Annotated in this window: 19 protein-coding genes; 11 read left to right on the top strand and 8 right to left on the bottom strand. The window is 61.6% G+C overall.

Annotated features, from left to right (window positions below; all coding sequences use genetic code 11):
* Positions 1-179: 179 nt before the first annotated feature.
* From Q7J58_RS09040 to Q7J58_RS09050, 3 genes are all read right to left on the bottom strand, one after another.
* Positions 180-1,361 (bottom strand): branched-chain amino acid ABC transporter substrate-binding protein, encoded by a 1,182-nt coding sequence (locus Q7J58_RS09040; RefSeq protein ID WP_304826462.1) that lies wholly within the window; start codon positions 1,359-1,361, stop codon positions 180-182.
* A gap of 224 nt (positions 1,362-1,585) precedes the next feature.
* A complete protein-coding gene (locus tag Q7J58_RS09045) occupies positions 1,586-2,029 on the bottom strand; it encodes a DNA polymerase III subunit chi (protein ID WP_304826465.1) in 444 nt (147 codons plus the stop codon).
* A 27-nt stretch (positions 2,030-2,056) separates the two neighbouring features.
* Positions 2,057-3,565, bottom strand: a complete 1,509-nt coding sequence (locus Q7J58_RS09050) for a leucyl aminopeptidase (protein ID WP_304826466.1) — start codon at positions 3,563-3,565, stop codon at positions 2,057-2,059.
* A gap of 25 nt (positions 3,566-3,590) precedes the next feature.
* Here Q7J58_RS09050 and lptF point away from each other — a divergent pair, with 25 nt between their 5' ends.
* The 5 genes from lptF to Q7J58_RS09075 are packed head-to-tail and all read left to right on the top strand — an operon-like array spanning position 3,591 to position 8,364.
* A complete protein-coding gene (lptF, locus tag Q7J58_RS09055; RefSeq protein ID WP_304826469.1) occupies positions 3,591-4,715 on the top strand; it encodes an LPS export ABC transporter permease LptF in 1,125 nt (374 codons plus the stop codon).
* Entirely contained in the window at positions 4,712-5,830 is a 1,119-nt protein-coding gene (lptG, locus tag Q7J58_RS09060; RefSeq protein WP_304826472.1) for an LPS export ABC transporter permease LptG, read from the top strand. Before lptF ends, lptG begins: the two co-directional genes overlap by 4 nt.
* Positions 5,831-5,837: 7 nt before the next feature.
* Positions 5,838-6,203 carry a CbiX/SirB N-terminal domain-containing protein gene (locus Q7J58_RS09065; protein ID WP_304826475.1) on the top strand — a complete coding sequence of 122 codons (366 nt, stop codon included), beginning with the start codon at positions 5,838-5,840 and terminating at the stop codon, positions 6,201-6,203.
* Entirely contained in the window at positions 6,200-7,144 is a 945-nt protein-coding gene (locus Q7J58_RS09070; RefSeq protein ID WP_304826478.1) for a CysB family HTH-type transcriptional regulator, read from the top strand. Before Q7J58_RS09065 ends, Q7J58_RS09070 begins: the two co-directional genes overlap by 4 nt.
* Before the next feature lie 41 nt (positions 7,145-7,185).
* On the top strand, positions 7,186-8,364 hold the full coding sequence (locus Q7J58_RS09075; RefSeq protein WP_304826481.1) for a pyridoxal phosphate-dependent aminotransferase: 1,179 nt from the start codon (positions 7,186-7,188) through the stop codon (positions 8,362-8,364).
* 18 nt (positions 8,365-8,382) lie between these two features.
* Here the strand turns inward: Q7J58_RS09075 and Q7J58_RS09080 are convergent, their stop codons facing one another.
* A complete protein-coding gene (locus tag Q7J58_RS09080) occupies positions 8,383-9,099 on the bottom strand; it encodes a (2Fe-2S)-binding protein (protein ID WP_304826483.1) in 717 nt (238 codons plus the stop codon).
* Positions 9,100-9,399: 300 nt separating this feature from the next.
* On the opposite strand from Q7J58_RS09080, the gene Q7J58_RS09085 reads away from it, so the two are divergent.
* The gene (locus tag Q7J58_RS09085; RefSeq protein ID WP_304826486.1) at positions 9,400-10,380 is read left to right on the top strand and encodes a FecR family protein; all 981 of its coding nucleotides are present in this window, start codon (positions 9,400-9,402) and stop codon (positions 10,378-10,380) included.
* Between the two features lie 172 nt (positions 10,381-10,552).
* Here the strand turns inward: Q7J58_RS09085 and Q7J58_RS09090 are convergent, their stop codons facing one another.
* Positions 10,553-11,674 carry a DUF2855 family protein gene (locus tag Q7J58_RS09090; protein WP_304826489.1) on the bottom strand — a complete coding sequence of 374 codons (1,122 nt, stop codon included), beginning with the start codon at positions 11,672-11,674 and terminating at the stop codon, positions 10,553-10,555.
* Positions 11,675-11,804: 130 nt separating this feature from the next.
* On the opposite strand from Q7J58_RS09090, the gene Q7J58_RS09095 reads away from it, so the two are divergent.
* From Q7J58_RS09095 to Q7J58_RS09115, 5 genes are all read left to right on the top strand, one after another.
* Positions 11,805-14,099, top strand: coding sequence for a PBP1A family penicillin-binding protein (locus Q7J58_RS09095; RefSeq protein WP_304826492.1), 2,295 nt, complete (start codon positions 11,805-11,807; stop codon positions 14,097-14,099).
* A 259-nt stretch (positions 14,100-14,358) separates the two neighbouring features.
* Positions 14,359-15,798: a Wadjet anti-phage system protein JetA family protein gene (locus tag Q7J58_RS09100; protein WP_304826495.1), complete on the top strand. Its 1,440-nt coding sequence runs from the start codon at positions 14,359-14,361 to the stop codon at positions 15,796-15,798.
* Entirely contained in the window at positions 15,795-16,466 is a 672-nt protein-coding gene (locus Q7J58_RS09105) for a DUF4194 domain-containing protein (protein WP_304826498.1), read from the top strand. The genes Q7J58_RS09100 and Q7J58_RS09105 overlap by 4 nt, the downstream gene beginning before the upstream one ends.
* On the top strand, positions 16,463-20,122 hold the full coding sequence (locus Q7J58_RS09110; RefSeq protein ID WP_304826501.1) for an ATP-binding protein: 3,660 nt from the start codon (positions 16,463-16,465) through the stop codon (positions 20,120-20,122). The genes Q7J58_RS09105 and Q7J58_RS09110 overlap by 4 nt, the downstream gene beginning before the upstream one ends.
* Positions 20,079-21,347, top strand: coding sequence for a DUF2220 family protein (locus tag Q7J58_RS09115; protein ID WP_304826504.1), 1,269 nt, complete (start codon positions 20,079-20,081; stop codon positions 21,345-21,347). Before Q7J58_RS09110 ends, Q7J58_RS09115 begins: the two co-directional genes overlap by 44 nt.
* 128 nt (positions 21,348-21,475) lie before the next feature.
* On the opposite strand, the gene Q7J58_RS09120 is transcribed toward Q7J58_RS09115, so the two are convergent.
* The 3 genes from Q7J58_RS09120 to Q7J58_RS09130 all read right to left on the bottom strand — a co-directional run.
* Complete coding sequence (locus Q7J58_RS09120) at positions 21,476-22,456, bottom strand: nitronate monooxygenase family protein (protein WP_304826506.1); 981 nt, start codon at positions 22,454-22,456, stop codon at positions 21,476-21,478.
* A gap of 109 nt (positions 22,457-22,565) precedes the next feature.
* Positions 22,566-24,356 (bottom strand): acyl-CoA dehydrogenase, encoded by a 1,791-nt coding sequence (locus tag Q7J58_RS09125; protein ID WP_304826509.1) that lies wholly within the window; start codon positions 24,354-24,356, stop codon positions 22,566-22,568.
* Between the two features lie 185 nt (positions 24,357-24,541).
* A partial coding sequence (locus tag Q7J58_RS09130; RefSeq protein ID WP_304826512.1) for an FAD-binding protein occupies positions 24,542-24,785 on the bottom strand: 244 nt, incomplete at its 5' end.

Here is a 24,785-nt window from a genome sequence, read left to right on the forward strand (position 1 = left end):
GTCAATCGGCTGTCGAACGACCTAGGACAAACCCTGAAAATCGGATGCCGTATGCTGGCGACGATCACCTTGGCGGCCCTCGGTGCAAATGGAACGGCCCAAAGCAAAAAACCACCTTTCGGTGGTTTTTTTGTTTTTTTGTCAGAGCCTGGACGGCTCCGACGGCAGAAGCAACGCTATCAGCGAATCACAGCCAAGGTGGTGCGCGCACCGGCCTTGTAGGTCATCAGCGTCAGGGCGCCGTTCTTGATATCGCCTTTTTCGTCAAAAGCGATATTGCCGGTCACGCCTTTGTAGTCCGTGGCTTTCAGGGCCGGCAGGTACTTGGCTGGATCAGCCGAATTGGCGGTCACCATGGCGTTGGCCATGACTTTCACAGCGTCGTAGACGTAGGGGGCGTACACCTGCACGTCAGCGCCAAACTTGGCCTTGAAGTCTTCACGGAACTTGTCCATGCCAGCTTTCTGCTCGCCTTCAACACCACCGGCTTCCGCACAGTAGACCTGGTCGTCGGCCATGCCGTCACCGGCCAGCTTGGGCAGCTCGCTGGAGCAGATGCCGTCACCGCCCATGAACTTGGCGTTGATGCCGAGCGCCTTCATTTGCTTGAGCATTGGGCCGGCCACGGCGTCCATACCGCCGAAGAACACCACATCAGGCTTCTTGGCCTTCAGGGTGGTCAGAATGGCGTTGAAATCGGTGGCTTTGTCGTTGGTGAATTCACGACCCACCACGGTGCCACCGGCAGCAATCACGCCTTTTTCAAACTCGTCAGCAACGCCCTGCCCGTAAGCGGTGCGGTCGTCGATGACGGCCACCGTTTTGGCGGCCAGGGTCTCGACAGCGTACTTGCCCAGCGTACCGCCCAGGTGCACGTCGTCAGCCACCATGCGGAACACGCCTGCGTAGCCCTGGCGGGTGTACTTGGGGTTGGTGGCCGATGGGGAGATCTGGGGAATGCCAGCATCGTTGTAAATCTGCGAAGCGGGAATGGTGGTGCCCGAGTTCAGGTGGCCGATCACGCCTGCGACTTTGGCGTCCACCAGTTTGGTGGCGGCAGCGGTGCCTTGCTTCGGATCGCCAGCATCGTCTTCGGCCAGCAGTTCAAACGTGGTGGCCTTGCCGTCAATCATCAGACCGGCTGCGTTCAGCTCTTCAATGGCCATCTTGGCGCCGTTTTCGTTGTCCTTGCCAAGGTGAGCAATGCCACCACTGGTGGGACCGACGTGACCAATCTTGATGACCTGAGCTGCGGCAGGCGCTGCGGCAGGAGCAGCAGCAGGTGCAGCCTCTTCTTTTTTGCCGCAAGCGGCCAAAGCGACAGCCGCGGCAATCACGGCCAGTTTCATGTTCAGTTGCATAGATATCCTCGGAAAGGAATGAAAGTTGGAACGCGGAGGGAACTTTTTTCTCCACACTCATAAAGATACTCTAAAAATCCAAGGTATTTCGACCCGCGTGATGAACTAGTTCGCCGTTCAAGGGTTTGCACGCAGGCCTATCACACCAATGAATGTTTCATTAGAACTGCGCATATCTTGCAGGCAAAAGTCACCAGGCTGCCCGGGTGTACAAAAAGACAAAGTCATTCCTGAGACGCGAGATGGAGGTCGTGTCGCACAGGCTCAATCCCGTGTTGTTTGTAGGCCCGCCAACGCGCTCGGGCGTGCAAACGATCGTCTTCGTCTTGCGTAACCACTTCGATCACCCGCCCAAAACGCTCGTAACCGGGTGGCAAACTCGCACACAGGTTGACCAGAACAGCAGATGCGGTGGCGTCCAGGTTTTCGGGGAGTTCGCTGTACAGCAAAATGGGCGAGCGCCTCAGCACCGTCGGCGCATCACCCTCGCAGCCATGTGGAATGAATTCGCCCTGGGCAAAGGTCCACAACGCGGTGTCCAGTGAAGACAGCGCCTGGGCATCGACTCGCACCACAAGCCGGGCTCCTTTCAGGTACCCCTTGCGCAACAAGCGGCACGCGTAGCTTTGCTTGTTGGGCGCATTGAAATGAAAAGCCACCTCGGTCATGTTGGGTGCATCAACCTTGCCAACCCGTCAGGCCTTGCGTGCGCGTTTGCTGGCTTTCTTGGGCTCAGCAAAGGCCACAGGCGCAGGCCGGGCTGCCTCGTCCAGCAGGTATTGCAACAGGAGCGGCACGGGTCGACCGGTGGAGCCTTTGGCGGCACCGCTTTTCCAGGCGGTGCCGGCTATGTCCAGGTGCGCCCATGGCAGATCGGCGGTGAACTTCTGCAAAAACTTGGCGGCCGTGATGGATCCGCCCGCGCGCCCGGCCACATTGCCCATGTCGGCAAAGTTGGACTTGAGACCCTCGGCGTACTCGTCGTCCAGGGGCATGCGCCAGCAAGGGTCCATGGCACTTTCACCGGCTTGTTGCAGTGCTGCGGCAATCTCGTCATGCGCAGAAAACAGGCCCGAGCGCACAGCGCCCAGCGCGATCACGCAGGCGCCGGTGAGGGTGGCAATATCCACCACGCTGCGGGGTTTGAAGCGCGCCGCGTAGGTGAGCGCGTCACACAAAATCAGGCGACCTTCGGCATCGGTGTTGAGAATTTCAATGGTCTGGCCGCTCATGCTGGTGACCACGTCGCCGGGCTTCACTGCCTGGCCGTCGGGCATGTTTTCGCAGCTGGGGATAAGCCCCACCACGTTGATGGCGGGCTGCAGTTCGGCCAGAGCAGCAAAGGTGCCGAGCACGCTGGCCGCGCCACCCATGTCGTACTTCATTTCGTCCATTTCAGGGGCAGGCTTGATGGAGATGCCGCCTGTGTCGAACGTGATGCCCTTGCCCACCAGCACCACCGGCGCGCTGGACTTGGACGCACCGGTGTAGTGCATGACGATGAAGCGCAGGGGCTCCACCGAACCGCGCGCCACGGACATGAAAGCCCCCATGCCCAGGGCGGCCACTTCTTTGGGGCCCAGCACCTCGGTCTTGATGCTGGGCTTGCGCCCGAGCTTGCGCGCGGCATCGGCCAGCATGCTGGGTGTGGCGTGGTTGGCCGGCCGGTTGGCCCATTCTTTGGCGAACTCGACGCCGGTGACCATGGCCTTGCCGGTGTCAAAAGCGGCTTGAACCGCAGACGCATCGGCCACCGCCACCACCACCTCCTGCAAAGCGCGTGCTTTGGCCGACGGCTTGGTGGTGGTGTAGGTGTAGCTGGCGTCTGCGCAAGCTTGCACCGCCGCACTGACCGCGTCGTTGCTGTCGTCCAGCAGGCTCAACACCAGGCCCAGTTGCTTGATGTTGGGCTGCTTGAGCGAGGCCAACCCCGCCGTGACGGCCTTGCGCACTGCGCTGCCCGAGCCGTTACCGGCACGCACCAGCACCACGCGGCTTGCCCTGATGCCGGGCACCCGGTAACACGACAGCGTTTTGCCCAGACCGGTTTCCAGATCTCCCTTGCTGGCCGCCTCTGAGGTGAGGGTGGCCAAGGCACCGGCCAACGGGGTGGTCGACAGGGCGTCGGGCACCAGCACCAGCAAGGCATCTACCGCCAGTGCGGCGGCTTGTTCGGGCGAAAGGGATTTAAGTTCGAAGTCCATAATTGCGTTTTCCTGTTGTCATTCGATGTTATTCCATTCTTCCATTCGCAAAGAGCTGGCTCGCAGCTTCGGGGCCACGCTGGTGGTGCTGTTCACCATCGTGCTGACCATGCTGCTGATTCGCACGCTGGGCCTGGCTTCGCGTGGGAGTGTCAACCCCGAAGAAATCATGTTGGTGCTGGGCTACACGGTGCTGGGGCGCATGCCCACCATCCTGACGCTGGCCCTCTTCATTGCCATCGTGTTCACGCTCTCGCGCATGTACCGCGACAGCGAAATGATCATTTGGTTTGCCAGCGGGCGCTCGCTGGGGGGCTTTATGGGTCCGGTGATGCGGTTTGCCTGGCCGATCTTGCTGGTCATCACGTTGATGGTGTTTTTTGTCTGGCCCTGGGCCAACCAGCAAACCGAGGATTTGCGCAACCGCTTCCAGCGCCGTGGCGACCTGGAACGTATCGCACCCGGGCAGTTCCAGGAATCGTCCAGCGGACGCCGCGTGTTCTTTATTGACAAAGACACCGCTGACGGCACCGAAGGCCGCAACATTTTCATCTCCAGCATGGACGACGATGGCCGCGAAACCATCACCTCGGCCCGCTCGGGCCGCATTGAATGGATCGACGAGCAACAGATGCTGATGCTGAACAACGGACAGCGACTTGAAATTGCTGCCGATCAAAGCAGTCTGCGCGTGAGCGAATTTGAGGAGTACGGCACCCAGGTGGGCGAAAGCGCTGCGGTGGTCGGCGGTGTGCAAGGGCTGAAAGCCCGACCGAGCTGGGACCTGATTCGCGACCCCAACCGGGCGAACCTGGGTGAGCTGGGCTGGCGCGTCGGCATGGCCTTGACAGCCTTCAATTTCGTGCTCATCGCACTGGCCACCACCGCGGGCAATCCGCGCGCCGGGCGCGGAGGCAATCTGTTTTTCACCTTGTTCGCCTTCGTGTTTTATTACAACCTGCTCAATCTGGGGCAAAGCTGGGTCGCCAAGGGCTTGGTGAGCCTGGGCACTTTCATGGTGCTGCTGCACGGTGTGGTGTTTGTGCTGGCGCTGCTGTGGCTGGCCAAGCGCCACAACAACCTCACTTTGCGCGACTGGCTGCATGCCTGGCGCAACAAGGGCAAATCGGCCTGGGAGGCCCAGGCATGAAAACCATTCGCCGCCTGATTTACGGGGAAATTTTTGTCGCCGTGGGCTTTGTCCTTCTGGCGTTTCTGTCGCTGTTTTTCTTCTTTGACTTCGTGGACGAATTGCCCGCGCTGGGCCGGGTGTCGCCACTGGACGCCACCATGGTCTACGAGATTCGCCACGCGCTGCTGTACGTGGTGTTGCTCATGCCGAGTCGGGTGTACGAACTCATGCCCATTGCGGTGCTGATTGGCTCGGTGTTTGTGCTGGCGCGCCTGGCCCAAGGTTCGGAATACACCATTTTGCGCACCAGCGGCCTGGGGCCTTGGCGCGCACTGCGCACCTTGCTGGGGCTGGGTACCGTCTTTGTGGTCCTGACGTTTGCCATCGGTGACTATGTGGCCCCGCTGGCCGACAAAACCGCGCAATTGCTCAAGGCGAGCTACCAGGGCCGCATCAGCCTGGGGCAAACCGGCGCCTGGCTCAAAGAGCGGCAGGCCTACAGCAACTTTTCGGTCAATGTGGGTTCCTTGTCGCCGCAGGGCGGGCTGGGCGATGTGCGCATTTTCGAGTTCGACAACCAGGGTTTTCTGGTCTCCACCTTGCAGGCCAAAGCCGGGCAGATCGAAACCGATGAGTCCTGGACTTTGCTCCAAGTGGAGCGGCGTGAATTTGATACGGCCGGCCTGGCCTCGGCGCGCATCACCCGCACGGCCATGGAACGCTTTCGCTGGCCCAGCAGCATCAGTACCGAAATGGTCTCGGTGGCCTTGCTCAAGCCCGAGCGCATGCGCACCGCCGACCTCTTCGCCTACATTCGCCACCTGGAAGCCAACGGGCAGACGGCCCAGCGCTACGAAATCGAGTTCTGGCGCAAGGTGTTTTACCCCCTGAGCTGCCTGGTGATGGTGGTACTGGCCCTGCCCTTTGCCTACCTGCATTTCCGTTCGGGCGGCATCACCGGCTATGTGTTTGGCGGGGTGCTGATCGGCATCAGTTTTTTCCTGCTCAACAACGTTTTCGGCTACATCGGCAATCTCAACCAGTGGCAACCCTGGCTGGCTGCGGCGTCGCCGTCCCTCATTTATTCGGTTTTTTCACTGGGCGCCTTTGGCTGGCTGGTGCTTCGACGGTAGGTTCAACATGCTTGGTGTGATTGTTTTTGCCCACGGTTCGCGCGACCCGTTGTGGCGTTTGCCGGTGGAATCGGTGGCCCGCGAGATTGAGCGCAGCGACCCCGCTGTGCCCGTGTCGTGTGCTTACCTGGAGCTGTGCGAGCCCGACATGGTCACCGCTGCGCGCCAGTTGGTGGTGCAGGGCGTGAGCCGGGTGCGTGTGCTGCCGCTGTTTTTTGGCATGGGCAAGCACGCCCGCGAAGACCTGCCGGTGCTCATGGCCGAACTGGCCCAGGCCCACCCCGAGGTGCGGTTTGAGCAGTTGCCCGCCGCGGGCGAAGACCCCCGCCTGACCGCGCTGCTCGCCACCATCGCCCTTGAAGCGCAGCCATGAACCTGCACCAGTTCCGTTTTGTGCAGGAAGCGGTGCGCCGCAACCTGAACCTGACCGAGGCGGCCAAAGCGCTGCACACCTCGCAGCCCGGGGTGTCCAAGGCCATCATCGAACTGGAAGACGAACTCGGCATCGAGATCTTTGCCCGCCACGGCAAACGCATCAAACGCGTGACCGAACCCGGCGCCCAGGTGCTCAAAAGCATTGACATCATCTTGCGCGAGGTGAACAACCTCAAGCGCATTGGCGAGCAATATTCCGCGCAAGACACCGGCACGCTGTCCATTGCCACCACCCACACCCAGGCCCGCTATGTGTTGCCCGGGCCGGTGGCCGCGCTGCGCCATGCCTACCCCAAGGTCGGCATCAGCCTGCACCAGGGTTCACCCGACCAGGTGGCCAAAATGCTGATGGAAGAAGTGGCCGAAATCGGCGTGGCCACCGAGTCGCTGGTGAACTACCCCGAGCTGGTCACCCTGCCCTGCTACGAATGGCAACACGTGCTCGTGCTCCCGTTTGACCACCCGTTGCTGGCGCGTGAACGCATCACCCTGGAAGACCTGGCCCAGGTGCCGCTGATCACCTACCACCCGAGCTTCACCGGCCGCACCCGCATTGACCAGGCCTTTGCCCTGCGCCATTTGCAACCGAACGTGGTGCTCGAAGCCATCGACTCGGACGTGATCAAAACCTATGTGAAGCTGGGCATGGGCGTGGGCATCGTGGCTGAAATGGCGATGCAGGGCGACAACCAGACACCCGATCTGGTGGCCCGCCCCGCCGCCCAATTGTTTGGCCACAACCTGGCCCGCGTGGCGTTCAAGCGCGGTACTTACCTGCGCCATTTCGTGTTGCGCTTTGCTGAGCTGCTGAGCGACCGCCTGAACCGCGAATCGATCCTGCGCGCCATGAGCGGCACGCCGGACGACTATGAGCTTTGACACCCCTCCGGTCGCAACTCCCCAGATATCCGGACATTGACATGCCTTCTCCAGTTCTACACACCCCCGCCCTCACCTCGCGCCTGCCCCATGTGGGCACCACCATCTTCACCGTCATGTCGGCGCTGGCGACTGAGACAGGCGCGGTCAACCTGGGCCAGGGATTCCCGGACTTTGACTGCGACCCGGCGCTGGTGGATGCGGTCACCCGAGCCATGCAGGCTGGCCACAACCAGTACCCGCCCATGCCCGGTGTGCCTGCCTTGCGCCAGGCCATGGCCGCGAAAATGCAGGCGCTCTACGGCTGGGTCTGCGACCCGAATACGGAAATCACCGTCACAGCAGGTGCCACACAAGCCATCCTCACCACCATCCTGGCGGTGGTGCACCCCGGTGACGAAGTGATCGTGCTGGAGCCTTGCTACGACAGTTATGTGCCCAACATCGAACTCGCTGGCGGCGTGGTGGTGCGCGTGCCGCTCACACCGGGCAGTTTCCGGCCCGACTTTGACCGCATCAGCGCGGCCATCACCCCGCGCACCCGTGCCCTCATCATCAACAGCCCGCACAACCCCAGCGGCCAGGTGTGGAGCGAGGCCGACATGCTGCAGCTGCAAGACCTGCTGGCGCCCACCAACGTGCTGCTGATCAGCGACGAGGTGTACGAGCACATGGTGTTTGACGGCCAGCAGCACCAGAGTGCGGCGCGTTTTCCCGGGCTGGCGGCGCGCGCCTTCATCATCAGCAGCTTTGGCAAGACCTACCATGTCACCGGCTGGAAAGTGGGCACCGTGGTGGCGCCCGCCGCACTCACCGCCGAGTTTCGCAAGGTGCACCAGTTCAACGTGTTCACGGTGAACACGCCCATGCAGCATGCGCTGGCCGCCTACATGGCCGACCCCGCGCCCTACCTGAACCTGCCGGCCTTTTACCAGCGCAAACGCGACCTGTTTCGCGACGGCCTGGCCAGCACCCGCTTCAAGCTGCTGCCGGGCGCCGGCACCTACTTTCAGTGTGTGGACATCTCCGACCTGGCCGTGCCCGAGCGCGATCTGCCCGAGGCCGACTTTTGCCAGTGGCTCACGCGCGAGATGGGTGTGGCGGCCATTCCGCTGTCGGCGTTTTACGGCAACGGTTTTGACCAGAAGGTGGTGCGTTTTTGTTTCGCCAAAAAAGACGACACGCTGCGCGAAGCGCTCAAGCGGCTTGCCCGTCTGTGAGCCGCTGAACGCGCGGGCTCAGCAGCGCACGGCGTTGCGGCAGAAGCTGTCCAGCTCCCGCACCATGCTGCGCCCAGCCACTGCCTGCCTGGCGCGGGGGCCCACCTCCAGGCTCAGCTTCATTTCGTATTTCTTGAAAAAGTCGTCAAACAGCTCACCGCCCAGCGTGCCGGTCGCGGTGAGGGTGTCGGCCTTCGGGTCGTGCTCCAGCAGCACGGCACACAGCGGCTGTTCGGCTGGGCCCCCCAGCACCTGAGCGCCGCGCGCCGGGTCGTACTGGCTGTGGTCGGCACAGCAGTGAATCAGGTCGCTGCCTTTGCTGGGTGTCTTGGGATTGACCGCCGCACCTTTGCGAAAGCTGATGAAACTCAGGTCTTTGGTGGGGTACACCAGCTTGTGCGCGCAAATGGCTGAAAACGCCACCAGACTGCGCGCAGGACCCACACCACCGGGCCACTGGTAAGCCTGCTGGTCGCGCGTGCGCAGGCTGGTGGCCAGCGCCGGTTTGCCCAGATCCAGCAAAAACACCGGCGTGGCTTCAAACGGGTAATGGAAAACATAGTTGGTCTGCGCCCGCAGGCGCGAGGCCTTGATGGGCTGACCCAGCTCATCGGTGAGCAACACCCGGCCGTAAGAACGGGGCTTGGCGTCTGCTGCCCAGGCACTGCCAGCCAAAACAGCAGACAACGGGCCCGAGCCCAAAGCACAACGCTCAACAAACATACGGCGGTCCATGTGCTGCTCCTTGTCCAATGAAAGCGACGCATGCCTCAGTGAAACGCAAGCTCGGGCGATCTGTCAACAGAACCCGTGAATAGAACACCAACCCGATGGGGCATGCCAGACGAAGACATTCGCATCCCCATACAAAAAGGCAAATCGTGATTTACTTCAACAAAAACACACAAAACAATGGGTTTTAAAGTTTTCAAATGATAGGCTGACCCGGCTTTTTGGCAACCTGCGCAATACAAGTGCGACGAAAGCGTGCCGATAAACCCCTCATCTGTTGGCTTCTTTTAACGAGGTACATGCATGTACACAGACCCATACACCCCATCGGTAAAGCACACGCATTCCATCAGCCAGCACAGACAAGGTTTTTACCGGACACGACTGGCCCGGTATCTTCGGGCTTTGATGCTGATCGCCTGTGTGGGTGGTCTGGGTCAGGCCACGCAAGCTGCGGCGGCCAACACGGTGGTCGAAGCTGTGCAACTGCCCGCCTGGGTAGAACGCCAGGGTCAGCGCAGCGCAGCCCAACCGGGCCAACAGCTCAGAGACAACGACAAGGCCATCACGGCCGACGGCGCGCGCATGCTGCTGCGCTTGCAAGATCGTTCGGTGATCAAGCTGGGCGAAAAAACCCAACTCCAGATTGATGCCATGGCGGTCAGGCAACCGCGCGGGGAGCCGTCCAGCATCACGTCCAGCTTGCGCCTGATCACAGGCGTGTTCCGCTACGCCACCGACTACACCAGCAAAGCACTGGGTTACAAGCGCGAGCTGAACCTCCAGATGGCCACAGCCACCTTGGGCATTCGTGGCACGGATTTCTGGAGCATGACCGACGCTGAGCACGATGCGGTGTGTGTATTTGACGGCAGCGTCGCGGTTGTACGCGACGCCAAACCCGAGATCGTTTTGGACAAACCTGGTGCATTCTGGGTTGTTTTCACCGGTCAACCAGAGCAACCCGCTGGCCAAGCCACACCCGACCAACTGGCCAAGTTCATCGGTCAAGCCGAGATGAAACAAGGCAGTGGCATTTTGCTGCAAGGCGGTCGCTGGCGTACGGTCGCGGGGGTGCGGACCCGCGTGTCCGAAGCGGTCGCGCTGCGCCTGCGCCTTCAGACTGCCGGATATCCGGCCGTGATGGTGTCCAACAACGGTCGGCACGAGGTTCGGATCAATCAGTTGGCCACCCGCGAAGACGCTGAAGCGGTGCTGGCACGGTTGCAGGCGAACCCCGAATGGGGGGTGACACAAGGCCGGGTGGTGTGGGCGGCCAACTGAAAAAGCACTGAGAGGCCAGGTCATGTCAAACATGATCAAAACGATTTCGATGCCCGCTTCGTCCGTGTCGCGAAAGACATCATCGCCCTGACTGCCGGTGCGCGCGTCGTTGTCCTTCTTGAAATACGCCCTGGGAATGCTGGTTTGGGAAACGGTGCCTGACCCCAGTGCGTCAGTCTGACAACGACAGCACATGCCCCAGCCGGGCATCGGAGCGACCACCCAACACCAGCGCGTGGGCGGCGCGCACCGCGTCTGCGCCGTTGTGGGTCTGCACCACCAGCCAGGGGGCGGCCGGGTCGCTCACCTGGGCTCTGAACGCATGCCAGGCCGACACCAGACGCTGGTTGAATTCGGCCGGTCCCCAGTCCTGCACGCGCTTCTTCACCTGCGCTGGTGCAAAAAACAGCACCGGGCGCGGCCCAGGCAAGTCGCGCCCACTGGCCAACGCGCTCACATGCGTGCCGCCAATGGAGCAGCTGTAGGCCAGCGCGGTGAACCGGGTGTGAATGGCTTTGCGCAGCGCGCCGTTGCCGGCAAAGTCCACGTACACACCGGGCGTGTCGGCGGGCAGCTGGTCCAGCTGGTCGTAGGTCAGCACCCGGTGGTAAATGCCCAGGCTCTCGCAAAACGCCACGTTGCCCGGCGATGTGAGCCCCACCACCTCGATACCGGTGCGCCGGGCGAGCTGTGCGGCCGTGGCGAAGGCGGTTTTGCTGCTGGCCGACGAAAGCAGCATCACGCCCCGCTGGCCGGCCTGCGTGGTACCGAAAAAGGCGTTGTCGGCCAAGAAGTCGTCAATGAGCCAGGCGGTGAGAAACAGCGGGCGCAGCAGCGCCTGCACGGCTTCGCTGTCGGCGTTGTAGAAAGCATCGCTTGCGCACCGCAGGTACTGGTTGTACACCGCGTGCAGTGTGCTGCGGTGCGGCGCGCCGTCGGCAAAGCCCGTGGGCGACATGCGCACCGGCTGCAACACCGCGTGCGTGGCCATGGGCCAGTAGCCGTACAACCGCTCCCCCACCGCCACGCCCTCCGCATGGGAATCCACCACCTCGCCAAAGCCCCACACCGGTATGCAGCCCCAGGCGGTGCCGTCGGCATCAGGCGCCACGGGGAAAAACTGCCAGTACTGCATGGCCTCGCCAAACGCGGCGTAGGTGATGTTGTTGGATGTGTAGGCGAAGTGCGCGATGCGCACCCGCACCGCCCCATCGGCCAAGGGCTCATCGGGCAGGTCCACGAAGCGGGTGGTGGCAAGCTGGTCTTTGCGAACCTGGAACTGGGTGGTGGTCATGGTGGTGTACCGGGTTTGGCTGGAAGTTGTCGGTCTGGACAACGAAGTTTTGTCGCAAAGGCGTTGCAGGCCTGTCACCCGAAGGTCAACTTCACCCCGGGTTCACACGGGCGCCCGATAATCTTGCCCCATGTTCTTGCTTTCCTTGCGCCCGGCGGTTGCAGCCCTGGCTTTTGTTGCCGCCACGGTAGGCCTCGGCACGCCGCCTGCGGCGGCGGCCACGTTTGAGCTGCCGCCCATTGACCGCATCGTCAATTACCAGCCCAAACTGCCGCTGCAGGTGTTCACCGCCGACGGCGTGGAGATTGCGCAGTTTGGCGCCGAGCGGCGCGAATACGTGCCGCTGGCGCGCACGCCCAAGCTGCTGCAAGACGCGGTGCTGGCGGTGGAAGACGCGCGCTTTCGCGAGCATTCGGGCGTGGACCCCAAAGGCATGGCCCGCGCCGCGCTGGCCCTGCTCACCGGTGGGCGCAAGCAAGGTGCCAGCACCATCACGCAGCAGCTGGTGCGCACCATGCTTCTCACGCGCGAGCTGACGGTGGAGCGCAAGGCGAAAGAAATTCTGCTGGCGTTCAAGGTGGAAGAGGCCTTGTCCAAAGACCGGATTCTGGAGATTTACCTCAACGAAATTTTTCTGGGCCAGCGCGCTTACGGGTTTGCCTCTGCGGCACGCACCTATTTCGGCAAGCCCATGGACCAGCTCACGCTGGCCGAAGCCGCCCTGCTCGCTGGCTTGCCGCAAAACCCGTATTACGCCAACCCGGTGGCGAACTTCGAGCGCGCCGTGCAGCGCCAGCGCGTGGTGTTGGAGCGCATGCGCGCCACTGGCGCCATCACCGCGCAGCAACTGGCGGCGGCGCGCGCGGAAAAGTTGACCATTCGCCCACCCGGCCAGCGCAGCGTGAACGCCGAACATGTGGCCGAAATGGCACGCCGCACCGTGGTGGAGCGATTTGGCACCGGCGCCTACACCACCGGTCTGCGGGTCACCACCTCGCTGCGCGCAGCCGACCAGCGTGCCGCCTTTGAGGCGGTGCAACGCGGGGTGCTGGCCTTTGACCGCCGGGGCACCTGGCGTGGGCCGGAAGGCTTCGAGACCCTGCCAGAAAGCAACGGCCCCGAGCTGGAAAGCGCCGCCGCGCTGGCGCTGAAAGACCACCGCGATGATGAAACGCTGCGCGTGGCGGTGGTGCTGTCGGCCTCACCGAAAGAGCTGCGCGTGCAGCTGGCCAGCGGCGAGCGGGTGAGCGTGAAAGGCGAAGGCCTGCGCTGGGCGCAGCCTGGGCTCAACGCCAAAGCCAAACCCGAGCTGAAACTGGCGCGCGGTGCGGTGGTGCGCGTGGTCAGCACCGGCAACGGCCCAAGCGGTGACACCTGGGCCATGACGCAATGGCCCGAAGCCGAAGCCGCGTTGGTGGCGCTGGACACGCAAACCGGCCGGGTGCGCGCACTGGTGGGCGGGTTTGACTTCACGCGCCAGCCGTTCAACCACGTCACCCAAAGCTGGCGCCAACCCGGCTCGGCCTTCAAGCCGCTGCTGTACTCGGCCGCCCTGGAAGCCCGCGTGATGCCCGCCACGCTGGTGGACGACCTGCCCTTCACCGCCGCCAACGGCTGGAGCCCCGGCAACAGCAACGGCGCGCACAGCGGCCCCATCACGCTGCGCCAGGCGCTGAGCCAATCGAGCAACCTGGCCAGCGTGCGGGTGTTGCAACATGTGGGCACCCAGCGTGCCCGAGAATGGAGCACCCGCTTTGGCATGGACGCGCAGCGCCACCCCGACAACCTCACGCTGGCCCTGGGCACCGGTCTGGTCACGCCGCTGCAAATGGCCAGCGCCTACGCCACGCTGGCCAATGGCGGCTGGCATGTGGCGCCGGTGGTGATTGAAAAGATCACCGACGCACAGGGCAAGGTGCTGTTTGAAGCCCCGCCACCCGCCGCGCTGACGGAAGACAACCGCGCTCTGCCCGAACGCAACGCGTATGTGATGAGCAGCCTGCTCAACGACGTGACCCGCGTGGGCACCGCCGCCCGGGCGCAGGCACTGTTGAAGCGGCCCGACCTTTACGGCAAAACCGGCACCACCAACGACGCCATCGACGCCTGGTTCACCGGCTACCACCCCAGCCTGGCCACGGCCGTGTGGCTGGGTTACGACAAGCCGCGCAGCCTGGGCGCCAGCGCATCGGGCGGCGGGTTGGCGCTGCCGATCTGGATCGACTTCATGGGCGACGCCCTGAAAAGCGTGCCTGTGGTGCCACCGCCCGCCCCCCCGGCCGGCCTGAGCCGGGTGAATGGCGAATGGCTTTACAGCGAATGGCTGGAAGGGGGTTGGGTCAGTAGCATTTCAGACACGGGCGGCGTGCAATACGCCGGCCCGCCCGCGGTACTTGACGCGCTGCGCGACTTGTTCAAGCCCTGAAAAAGCACAATCTGCCCGCGAGGGTGTTAATAAGCTGATGACCATTGCACCTGTTGGCGCCGACACTCCACACAAAAAACGGCGATGACGCACCCTTGCGCTCGTGCTACCCTGTGAAAAGAGGAATAAACAACAGAACTAGACGGCTCATACACGTGACTCTTTTTCAGGACACCCCAAGACTTTTTCGCAAGACTTCGTCCAACTCCCGGCACCCGTCCGTCCGCCGCAACGCGCGCGTTGCGAAAGGCTCGCCCCTGTGAGCGCAAGTGCCTTCTTTGAATCCGAGCGCCAGCGGTTCTTTCGCCCTCTCAACAGCGCCCGAAGAGAGCTGGTCGCAGCTTGCCTTCGTACTCTCTACGAGCGGTTGCACGGCCCCTCGGCGGACTACGCCCACAACCTCAACCGTGACGAGCTCAAAGACGTCCTGATGCCGGAGGTTCAAGCCCACCAAGAGCGCCTCGACTCCGTTGACGCCCAAGATGAACTCAACACGAAGGAATCCGAAGACCCCCAGCAACTCGCCGCCATGCTTATCCGGGTTTTGGTTCAGGACGGGTGGCTGGAGCAATACCCCGACCGACAGGGCCTCGTAACCGCATTCCGCTTCTCACGTCCGGGCAAGCTATTTGCCGAGGCCTTTTGGTCACTGCACCGCCCGAGCCGCAGCCGTCAGCGGAACATGCGGAGTTGCCGGAACGCGCTTGATGCGGCACTCAGTGAGCGCGGGGATGCTCACGACCTGGTGGATGCCTATGAGTACGCGGAAAAGGTCATTGAAGACCTGACCGAGGGCATCGACGACCTGCAGGAGCGGGTTCGGCACCTCATGGTGGAGGCGTCAATTCATGACCAATGGGACAGCTTTGTGGAGTTCTTGGAGCGGTTTCAAAAGGACTATTCGAAACAGCTGACCATCGACAGTTCTACGATCAACCGAAGTGCCATCAAGCAAAAGCTCGAACAGCTCCGCACCGAGCTGGGGGACGCGAAGTACCGAAGGATGGAGGCCCAACTTCAGGACATCGCATCCTGGGCTTTGAAGGAGCACACGGGTGGGACCGTTCTGGACTGGCTGCTGGAGCGCATCGAAGAAATTGTCGACGCTGCCCATCAGTCAAAGCAGCCGGGCTTCATCCGAGCAATGGAGAACTACGTCAAGCGCATTTCAGGGTTGGTGCAGCAATCGATGATGCTGCGCACGGGCAGAGCGCGGCATGCCTATCTCGACGCAGTTCAACGGGTGGCCCGCCTAGACACCCCCAACCAAGACGCATTGCTTGAGCGAATAGGCGAGCACATTGCGACGGTCGAGGTTCGCCTTCTCGACCCCTCCAGCTTCAAGCTTAGGTCGGCAGTACAGCGTCGTAAAGCAGCAACCACCTCTGTTCCGCCTCGCCCAACCCGTGCGGCTCGCCTTGAAGCGGCGATGAAACAGGCGCAAGACCAAGCCTTTACGGTGCCGAACGAGAGCCTCACGCAGCAGATTCGCTCGGACCTACGACTCTTCAAGCATCCGGTGCGCCTGTCGGGGCTGCCCGCGGCCACCGCGCGCGATGTCCTTGCGACCATGCAGGCAGTGGAGGCGATTCGCAGCACGAAGGCCCGGGACCTCCGGGCAGCAAAACTCCCCGGGCGGGTCGAAAACGAGTTCTACAGCGGCTTTGACTACGAAATTGATTTCAAGAAGAACACATGAGCATCACCACAGCTTTGCGCGAGCAACTTGTCGTTGCGAACATTTCATTTGAGCGATTCAGGGAGCTCTTGACCAGGCTTCTGGCTCAAGGCGTCATCGTTCGCGATGAGGACCGCACTGAGCAGCTGCTTTACGACGATGCTCGGCGTGTGCAGACCCTGATGTCGGACTACTTTGACGTGGCGGGCCTCTATCTGCACCACGATGTGACCTCCCAGTTCTTCAGGCTCTACGCCCCCGGTGCGGTGGTGGACGGGCTACCAGAAGACACCCATGAGCCGGTACCCGCGCTTAAGGCACGTGTGTCCGCAGACTTTGTGGCGATGGCCCTGGCCCTTCGGTTCCTCTACCAAGAGAGATTCAACCAGGGCCACATTGGAACCGGAGGCGATGCGCTCGTGAGCTTTGAAGACGTGGCCGCGACGCTGCAAACGCAGCTCAAGCGCCAACTGCCCCCTGGCAATGGGGAGCGCATGTTGCTTCTCAAGGAGCTCCGGCGCCATCGGCTGCTGCATTTCACCTCCAGCTTTGAGATTGCGGACGCAGACGCCTTCTTGGCAATCCGCCCCACGATTCTGGGCATTATTTCCAACGAAGCCTTGGCCACCGCGCTAGAGGCTGACGGCGTAATCGAACAAGAATCTGAAATTGAGCAGAGCGAAGAATGAAACTGGACCGACTGATTCTTGTGAACTGGGGCCAAATCCGCTCCGGCGACTACGACATGGGGGACATGACCCTCTTGACCGGCGAAACCGGCTCGGGGAAATCGACCATGCTCGATGGGCTGCAGACCATCATGACCGCCGCCTACAACGGCATTTTGAATTACAACCCTGGTCAAGACGAGGTGACACAAGGCCAGCGACGCGGGAAGTCCAAGCGGTCGGTCGAATCGTATGTCGTAGGCGCTGAATACAGCAAGTTCTCAAGGGTGGAGGGAGCACAAGGCTACGTCGCTGCAGTTTTCCGTCCTGATGCAGGCGAAGACGGACTTTCCCCGTTCACGGCAGTTGTTGCGGTATCCGCCCGAGTGGATGGCACTGGCGAAAAACGCCAGGCCAAGCTGGAGTCGTTCGTCCCGTTCATCGTGGACAACGCGATGCTCTCGTACGCTGACTTCATGGTGGACCCGGAAGCCGGAGCCTGTATCCAGACCGAACAGATTGTCCGCAAGCTGAAAGGGGCGCATCCGCGCATCCACGAGTTTCACGATCGAAAGCGCGACTACCTGAGCGCGCTCTACGGAAGGTTTCGCGGCAAGAACAGCGTCACCTGGGACGAGGCCAGCCAAGCCGCCCGAGCATGGGTGCAATCCATTGCGTACCGGCCAATTGGCTCCGTGCATGAGCTGGTGCGCGATGAAATTCTGGACTTTGACGGCAAGCAACTGCAGCAAGATGTGGAACGCATCAGCGGGCTCATGCGTCAGGTTGCGAATCTGCGGGAAGAAGGCAATCGACTCGAAGAGAGTGTGAAAAAGCTCGATGCGCTCGAGGGCGTGTTGAAGGAAACGGCTGAAGCGCACGAACGCCATGTTCGGCAAGACCTATTCGTGGCGCGCCTGCAGCGAAAACTTGATGAGGAGCGAGTCGAAGCATGCGAGGCGCAGGTGACCCACGCCAAAGGGGCCATCGGCGGATTGAAAGACCGAATCAAGGGACGATCAGATAGAGCAAAAGGGCTGGATACGCGAAGGACCCAACTGGCCGCTCAGTTGCTCGGTATTCCGGCAGCGCAGCAGAAAGCTGAGCTAGAGAGGCAGTTGGACGCGAACACTCGCAAAGCAAATCAGCTGGTCAAGGCCTTGAGTGAGGCGTTGATTGCCGCCGGCCTTCTGAATGAGCGGTCCGCCGCCGTTTCCTCTCGCCCCTATCAGGACGGAATGACAGAAGTAAACGCTGCCATTCAACATGTAGCAGACTCTCGCGCGGGGACCCGCCTGGAGCAGTTGGCACGGCACTTCGATTCGGTGTTCGCCGTAGCTGGGCAACAGGCCCCTGATGCGGAGCAGTTATTGGCCGTGGCGAGCGCTTTCAGCGCCGAAAGCAATACCGGCCTCGACCGCCTGTATGCCGCCATGGCAGGAACTGGCGCTAGCTTGCAAACCGCAGTGACCAAGGAGCTTGTGAGGGTTGAGCAGCGCGCCGACCTGGCCGCCACAGCTGTACGGGAACTCGGAGCCAAAAAAGCGAAACTGGCAAAAGGTGGGGTCACCTACCCGCCCAACGTGGAGCCGGCGGTTGCCCGAATTCGAGAGACCTACCCCGAAGCCAATGTGCAGGTCCTGTGTGACCTCGTAGAGCCGGTGTCAGAGGAATGGCAGGCGGCCATTGAGGGCTATATGGACGGCGCACGGTTCAACATCATCGTCGACCCTGACTGGGAGCGCAGGGCAATAGATTTGGTGCAGGCCAACCGCTGGGGCGCCAAGGTCGTCCAGGGGTCGATGTGCTTAAAAGACGCAGACCGGACAACGTTGTCCAACGAATCTGTTGTCCATGAGCTGCGCACCGCAAACCCCATTGCTCGGGCTTACCTTGTCGTGCAGTTCGGCAAGACAGTCAAAGTCTCAAACTCGGAGGAATTGCGGACCACTCACCGCGGTGTTACCAAAGCTGGCGCCGGCGCAGGCGGCAGAACGATGTTTTCAACAGAAATTCGCTGGGGCCTGGTTTTTGGGCAAAAAGCGCGTGAGCGACAGTTGGAGACGGTTACAAAGCAGTTGGAAGCAGCTGTTTTGGAGAGCGCTCATGTTTCAGGCGTGAAGGATGAGCTGCTCAAGTTGCAAGGGTTTATCTCAGGGCTCAAAGAACCGCGATTCGAGGTGGGTCCCTTGGCAGAACTGGCATTGGGAATTCAGTCGGCGCGGGCGGCATTGCAATCCTTGGATTTGAGCGAGACAGCGGACCTTGATGGGCAGGTGAAGCAGCTGGAAACAGAGCTTGCCCAACTCGCGGACGAGACTGACGCGGACAACAAATCGATTTACAGGCTCGAAACCAGTATCGGTGCTGCCGAAAAGGAAATCGCTGCTATTGAAGACAACAAGCTTGCAAGGCTGGACTACCTGGAGCGTCAAATCGGACGAGTGAAAGCACTGGCGGAGGCCAACCCCGCAGTATCGTATTCAGTGGTGTCCCAGAGTGTCGATGCTCAGTTAGCTACCCCCGGCCAGGCCATAGACGCAGCCCGCCTCGAGCTTGACCAACTTTCCAGGCGCCCGGCAACGCTGCTTTCCAACTCCCGTGAAGCATTGGGGGACTACCACCTCACTTCGCGCTCGGATGAGCGGTTTGTCGAAGCTCTTCCGCACCCGCAGCCAGGGTCCGCATTTGACGAGGAGTACCCCAAGGTCGTGGCGCTGTTGAGTGCCGTTGTCGAGCGATTGCAAGCCTTGCGCAGCATCGGGCTGTACAACAACAAGACCGAGCTTGAGACGGCGGTGTCCTCTTTCAATGACGTCTTCACCAAGAATTTTTGTGCCGAAATCAAGACCAAAGTGGATGACGGCATTCGAACTTTGCGGCAGATGAACCATGAGCTGAGAAGCCTCAAGTTTGGCTCTGACCGCTTCAGCATTGACTGCTCTAAGTGGGAGCCCGAATTCGAGGAGTACCTCGATTTCTTCAATTCGGTTTACAGAATGACGGAATCTGCCGATGCCTTGGACTTGTTTGGGGAAAACGAGCTGTCGGCCAAGCATCTGGTAATCCGCGACCGCCTGGTCAAGCTGCTGCTTGACGACGACCAGGACCGTGCGACACGGGAACTGCTGCGAATTGCCGATTACCGCAACTACCGCCGTTATGACATCTTCAACGAGTCGGATAGCGGTGGTCGGATTCGCCTCTCTGAATGGGGGACGGGTTCCGGCGGCCAACTGGAAACGCCTGCCTACATCGTTCGCGCCGCGGTGGTGACCAATCGGTTGAAGATTTTTGAAAAGGGCCCCAGCCTGAAGCTGTTGGTCAACGATGAGTCCTTCGCCAAAATGGACGAGGCCCGCGCCCGCGCTGTTCTCAGCTTCCTCAGGGACAACCTTGACCTGCAGGTTGTCAGTGCCATGCCAACCATGAAGGCGGGCGCTGTCAAGGACGAGTTCAACCGGGAGTACAGCTTTACCCGTTTGTCGCCGATTCCGAACGGCGAGATTGACTTCATGACCGACATTGACGAACGAGTGTTCAAGAACGACAAGATGCGCGAATTGTGGGAGCGCCAGCGCGTCCTGGCTCGCGAGAGAGCCAAACAGCTTTTCGATTTGGCCGACCCCGAAGATGTCGCTGATGCGGCAACGGCTCCCGAAGGTCAAAAGTTTTAACGTGGCCAATGCCTTCAAGCCTTCACGGGACTTGTTGCACTTTCTTGGGCGCCTGGTTGACCGCTTGGACGCCGCGGAACTGCGTGGGGCCGGCAAGGCCCAGTCGATTCTCCTGAACGCCAAGACCTGGCCTGAGCTGGTCAATGCGCGGTTCGAATCCGACAAGGAAGTCCTCTGGGAGGAGGCTTGCCAGCTCCATCGATTGGGGTGGATACAGATAGCGCCGCCCACTGCCGTGCGTTCTTCATCCGGCTACGCCCAGTGCGTCAGAGTCAGCGTTATCGAGCCCTCTGAAGTGAGGGGCGCTGTCGGCCGAATGGAGCGCGCAAAGTCCTCCGGTGAACGCTGGCGTGAGGCGCTCAATGCTCACCTTGAGGCTACGGCAGAGGTCAAGCAAGCAGCGAGCGGCTACTGCATCGAGCTTCCAGGGCATGAGATGGCGGAAGTCGTTCAGCGGCTCAATCGCTTGCACGAGCTCAAAGACCAGGCTCTACTCCTCAGAGAGGTGTCGGCCAGGTTGTTCTGGGGTATGTCGAAAGTTCTTGACGGGCGGCAAGGTCTTGTCGCTGCAGTCTTGGGGATGCAAGAGTGCCCCTTCCCTGCGAGCCCCGTTCAGTTGCTGGTGCAGCTTCCAAAAGGGAAGTTGCGAGGGGTGCTGTTCATTGAGAACCAGATGAGCTTTGAGCAGGCCGCGCGCTCGGGGTCTGGGCTTCTCGACGGGCTTGCACTGGTGTTTTCAGCGGGGTTCAAGGGAAGTGCCCCCCGGCTCAGGAAGGCCTGGGGGGCCTCGGTTTTCTACTCATCCAGAGGTTCGATGACCGCAGAGAACGCGACATCATTTGAGCGGTGGTTGTTTTCAGAGTCCGATGAGCTGCCGTTGTGGCTGTGGGGAGACCTCGACTGGGCAGGTCTGGCCATTCTGCGGGCAATGCGTGCAACTTTTCCTGAGCTAAACGCGTGGCAGCCCGGATATGCGCCCATGCTGGAGAGTCTGCTCTCGGGACATGGCCACGCCGCCGATGCTGCGGAAAAACAGGGGCAGCAGCCGCTGGAGTCGACCGGGTGCTTGTACGCGGACACCCGCTTACTGCCCGCTCTTCGTGAGCGGGGGAAGTTCGTCGACCAGGAACTGTTTACGCTCAGATTTGCACGAGAGCGGGGTAGCGCGGGCCGGGTTGAGGGATTGAGCCCCAGCCAAGATTGGTTTGTTGGACCTGTCCGCTAATTTTCTTTTTGCCTGCTTCAAAAATGACGTAACCAATTGATTTTTATGGTTTTTTGTCATCTGCTTAGTATCACCCGCCCGCAAAAAAAACCGACCTGGCGGTCGGTTTTTTTCTGCATGGTGCGGTTTCAGCCGCCGCAAATGCGCGCTTTGGCTTCGGCGTATTCGCGCTGGAAGCGCGCCACCAGATCGGCCGCAGGCACCACTTCGCGGATGGCGCCAATGCCCTGCCCGCAGCCCCAGATGTCTTTCCAGGCTTTGGCGGCATTGGCACCTTCGCCGGTGGAGAAGTTCATCTTGCTCGGGTCGCTCTCGGGCAGGTGGTCCGGGTCCATGCCAGCGTTCTTGATGCTGCCCTTGAGGTAATTGCCGTGGATACCGGTGTAGAAGTTGCTGTAGACGATGTCGTCCGAATTGCTCTCGGTGATCATCTGCTTGTAGCCGTCCACCGCACGCGCTTCATCGGTGGCAATGAAGGCCGAGCCGATGTAGGCAAAGTCGGCACCCATGGCCTGGGCGGCCAGCACGGCACCGCCCGATGCAATGGAGCCCGACAAGGCCACCGGGCCGTCGAACCATTCGCGAATTTCCTGCACCATGGCAAACGGGCTCTTCACGCTGGCGTGGCCACCGGCACCGGCCGCCACGGGAATGAGACCGTCGGCGCCCTTTTCAATGGCTTTGTGGGCAAACACGTTGTTGATCACGTCGTGCATGACCACGCCGCCCCAGTTGTGCACGCCCTGGTTCACGTCTTCGCGCGCGCCCAAGCTGGTGATGATGATCGGCACCTTGTATTTGGCGCACAGCGCCATGTCGTGCTCCAGGCGGTCGTTGCTCTTGTGCACGATCTGGTTGATGGCAAAGGGCGCGGCCGGATTGTCTGGGTTTGCAGCGTCGTGCGCGGCCAGGGCTTCGGTGATTTCGGCCAGCCACTCGTCGAGCTGCGAGGCCGGGCGCGCGTTGAGCGCCGGCATGGAACCCACCACGCCGGCCTTGCACTGGGCAATGACAAGCTTGGGGTTGCTGATGATGAACAGCGGCGAGCCGATCACGGGGAAGCGGATCTTCTGCAGCACCGGGGGCAGGTAGCGTTGGCGGGTGTTCATGGGGTCTCCGTTGTGGTTTTGGATTCGCTGGAATGGACCAGAAGCATTCTGGGTCACGCCCATCCGGCGGTCTGTAGCTGGGGCGACAGACCGCGCGTGGGTGTCTGCGTCAGAACGCGTCCACCGCCATCGCGGTCACGGCATCGGCACCCTCCACGATGCTGTCGCGCACACCTGGGGCACGGCTCAGAATGTGGTCGGCGTAAAACCGCGCGGTGGTGATCTTGGCCTGCATGAAGGCCGCGTCGGTGCCGGCGGCCAGTTGGTCTTCGGCCACCAGCAGCGCGCGCGCCAACTGCCAGCCCGACACCAGGTTGCCAGCCAGCATCAGGTAAGGCACGCTGCCGGCAAAGGCGGCGTTGGGGTTGCTGCGGGTGTTGGCCGCGATGAACTCCACCACGTCCACAAAGGCCAGGCGCGCAGCGGTCAGGCGCTTGGCCACGGCCAGCGCGTTGGCGCTGCCGCGCTGCACCAGTTCGGCTTCGGTTTTTTCAATTTGTGCGGCGATGGCTTTGGCTACTGCGCCGCCGTCGCGCGAGGTTTTGCGGCCCACCAGGTCGTTGGCCTGGATCGCGGTGGTGCCTTCGTAGATGGTCAAAATCTTGGCGTCGCGGTAGTACTGAGCAGCGCCGGTCTCTTCAATGAAGCCCATGCCGCCGTGCACCTGCACACCCAGGCTGGTGATCTCCAGGCTCATTTCGGTGCTGTAACCCTTGACCAACGGTACGAGGAATTCGTAGAAGGCCGCATTTTGCTTGCGGGCGTCGGCGTCGGGGTGGTGGTGGGCCGCATCGTACGCGGCAGCAGCCACGGCGGCCATGGCACGGCAGCCTTCGGTGCTGGCGCGCATGGTCATGAGCATGCGCTTCACATCGGGGTGGTGGATGATGGGTGCGGCGGCACTCAGCGAGCCGTCCACTGGGCGGCTCTGCACGCGGTCTTTGGCGTAACCCACTGCCTTCTGGTAAGCGCGCTCGGCAATGGCAATGCCCTGCACGCCCACGGCGTAACGAGCGGCGTTCATCATGATGAACATGTACTCCAGGCCGCGGTTTTCCTGGCCCACCAGGTAACCCACCGCACCGCCGTGGTCGCCGTACTGCAGCACCGCCGTGGGGCTGGCCTTGATGCCCATCTTGTGTTCGATGCTGACGCAATGCACGTCGTTGCGCGCGCCCAGCGAGCCGTCGGCATTCACCATGAATTTGGGCACGACGAACAGGCTGATGCCCTTCACGCCCTCGGGCGCGCCGGTGACGCGGGCGAGTACGAGGTGCACGATGTTCTCGGCCATGTCGTGTTCACCGTAGGTGATGAAGATCTTGGTGCCGAAGACCTTGTAGGTGCCATCCGGCTGCGGCTCCGCGCGGCTGCGCACGGCGGCCAGGTCGCTGCCGGCCTGTGGCTCGGTCAGGTTCATGGTGCCGGTCCACTCGCCGCTCACCAGTTTTTCCAAGTAGATGGCTTTGAGCTCGTCGCTGCCGGCGGTGATCAGCGCTTCGATGGCACCGTCGGTCAGCAGCGGGCACAGCGCGAAGCTCATGTTGGCGCTGTTCAAAATTTCACCACAGGCTGCGCCAATGGTTTTGGGCAGGCCTTGGCCGCCGAAGTCCACCGGGTGCTGCAAGCCTTGCCAGCCGCCTTCGGCGTACTGCTTGAAAGCTTGCTTGAAGCCGGGCGTGGTGGTCACTTTGCCATCGTGAAAGGAAGATGGGTACTTGTCGCCTTCCCAGTTCAATGGCGCAATGACGCCTTCGTTGAGCTTGGCGCACTCCTCCAGCACGGCTTGCGCGGTTTCCAGTCCGGCGTCTTCAAAGCCAGGCATCTGCGCCACCGCAGCAAGGTCGGCGACGTGCTCCATGTTGAACAGCATGTCTTTGAGGGGGGCGGTGTAGCTCATGTCTTGTCTCCAGAGAATTCACGGGGTTCAGATATACAGGACTTACGCAAAGCCGTCAGGGCCAGGCGCGAAGCTGCAGGCAGTCGGGGGTACGACAAGGTGAAGCAGCAACGCCATGGCGGTTTTGCGTAAGTCCTGATACAACAAAGGCATCGCGAACGATGCCCTTGCAGGATGGCTGCGGCTTAGAGCTTCGAGATCAGTTCAGGCACGGCGGTGAACAGGTCGGCCTCCAGGCCGTAGTCGGCCACCGAGAAGATCGGGGCTTCCGGGTCCTTGTTGATCGCCACGATCACCTTGCTGTCTTTCATGCCAGCCAGGTGCTGGATGGCGCCCGAGATGCCTGCAGCGATGTACAGCTGTGGCGCCACGATCTTGCCGGTCTGGCCCACTTGCCAGTCGTTCGGGGCATAGCCCGCATCCACGGCA

It is taken from the genome of Hydrogenophaga sp. (genome assembly GCF_030656115.1).
In the GTDB taxonomy this organism is placed as follows: domain Bacteria; phylum Pseudomonadota; class Gammaproteobacteria; order Burkholderiales; family Burkholderiaceae_C; genus Hydrogenophaga.

Excerpts from the sequence above, each read along its gene's own strand:
- Q7J58_RS09040 (WP_304826462.1), bottom strand. The coding sequence starts at position 1,361 with ATGCAACTGAACATGAAACTGGCCGTGATTGCCGCGGCTGTCGCTTTG.
- Q7J58_RS09045 (WP_304826465.1), bottom strand. The coding sequence starts at position 2,029 with ATGACCGAGGTGGCTTTTCATTTCAATGCGCCCAACAAGCAAAGCTAC.
- Q7J58_RS09050 (WP_304826466.1), bottom strand. The coding sequence starts at position 3,565 with ATGGACTTCGAACTTAAATCCCTTTCGCCCGAACAAGCCGCCGCACTG.
- lptF (WP_304826469.1), top strand. The coding sequence starts at position 3,591 with ATGTTATTCCATTCTTCCATTCGCAAAGAGCTGGCTCGCAGCTTCGGG.
- lptG (WP_304826472.1), top strand. The coding sequence starts at position 4,712 with ATGAAAACCATTCGCCGCCTGATTTACGGGGAAATTTTTGTCGCCGTG.
- Q7J58_RS09065 (WP_304826475.1), top strand. The coding sequence starts at position 5,838 with ATGCTTGGTGTGATTGTTTTTGCCCACGGTTCGCGCGACCCGTTGTGG.
- Q7J58_RS09070 (WP_304826478.1), top strand. The coding sequence starts at position 6,200 with ATGAACCTGCACCAGTTCCGTTTTGTGCAGGAAGCGGTGCGCCGCAAC.
- Q7J58_RS09075 (WP_304826481.1), top strand. The coding sequence starts at position 7,186 with ATGCCTTCTCCAGTTCTACACACCCCCGCCCTCACCTCGCGCCTGCCC.
- Q7J58_RS09080 (WP_304826483.1), bottom strand. The coding sequence starts at position 9,099 with ATGGACCGCCGTATGTTTGTTGAGCGTTGTGCTTTGGGCTCGGGCCCG.
- Q7J58_RS09085 (WP_304826486.1), top strand. The coding sequence starts at position 9,400 with ATGTACACAGACCCATACACCCCATCGGTAAAGCACACGCATTCCATC.
- Q7J58_RS09090 (WP_304826489.1), bottom strand. The coding sequence starts at position 11,674 with ATGACCACCACCCAGTTCCAGGTTCGCAAAGACCAGCTTGCCACCACC.
- Q7J58_RS09095 (WP_304826492.1), top strand. The coding sequence starts at position 11,805 with ATGTTCTTGCTTTCCTTGCGCCCGGCGGTTGCAGCCCTGGCTTTTGTT.
- Q7J58_RS09105 (WP_304826498.1), top strand. The coding sequence starts at position 15,795 with ATGAGCATCACCACAGCTTTGCGCGAGCAACTTGTCGTTGCGAACATT.
- Q7J58_RS09110 (WP_304826501.1), top strand. The coding sequence starts at position 16,463 with ATGAAACTGGACCGACTGATTCTTGTGAACTGGGGCCAAATCCGCTCC.
- Q7J58_RS09115 (WP_304826504.1), top strand. The coding sequence starts at position 20,079 with ATGTCGCTGATGCGGCAACGGCTCCCGAAGGTCAAAAGTTTTAACGTG.
- Q7J58_RS09120 (WP_304826506.1), bottom strand. The coding sequence starts at position 22,456 with ATGAACACCCGCCAACGCTACCTGCCCCCGGTGCTGCAGAAGATCCGC.
- Q7J58_RS09125 (WP_304826509.1), bottom strand. The coding sequence starts at position 24,356 with ATGAGCTACACCGCCCCCCTCAAAGACATGCTGTTCAACATGGAGCAC.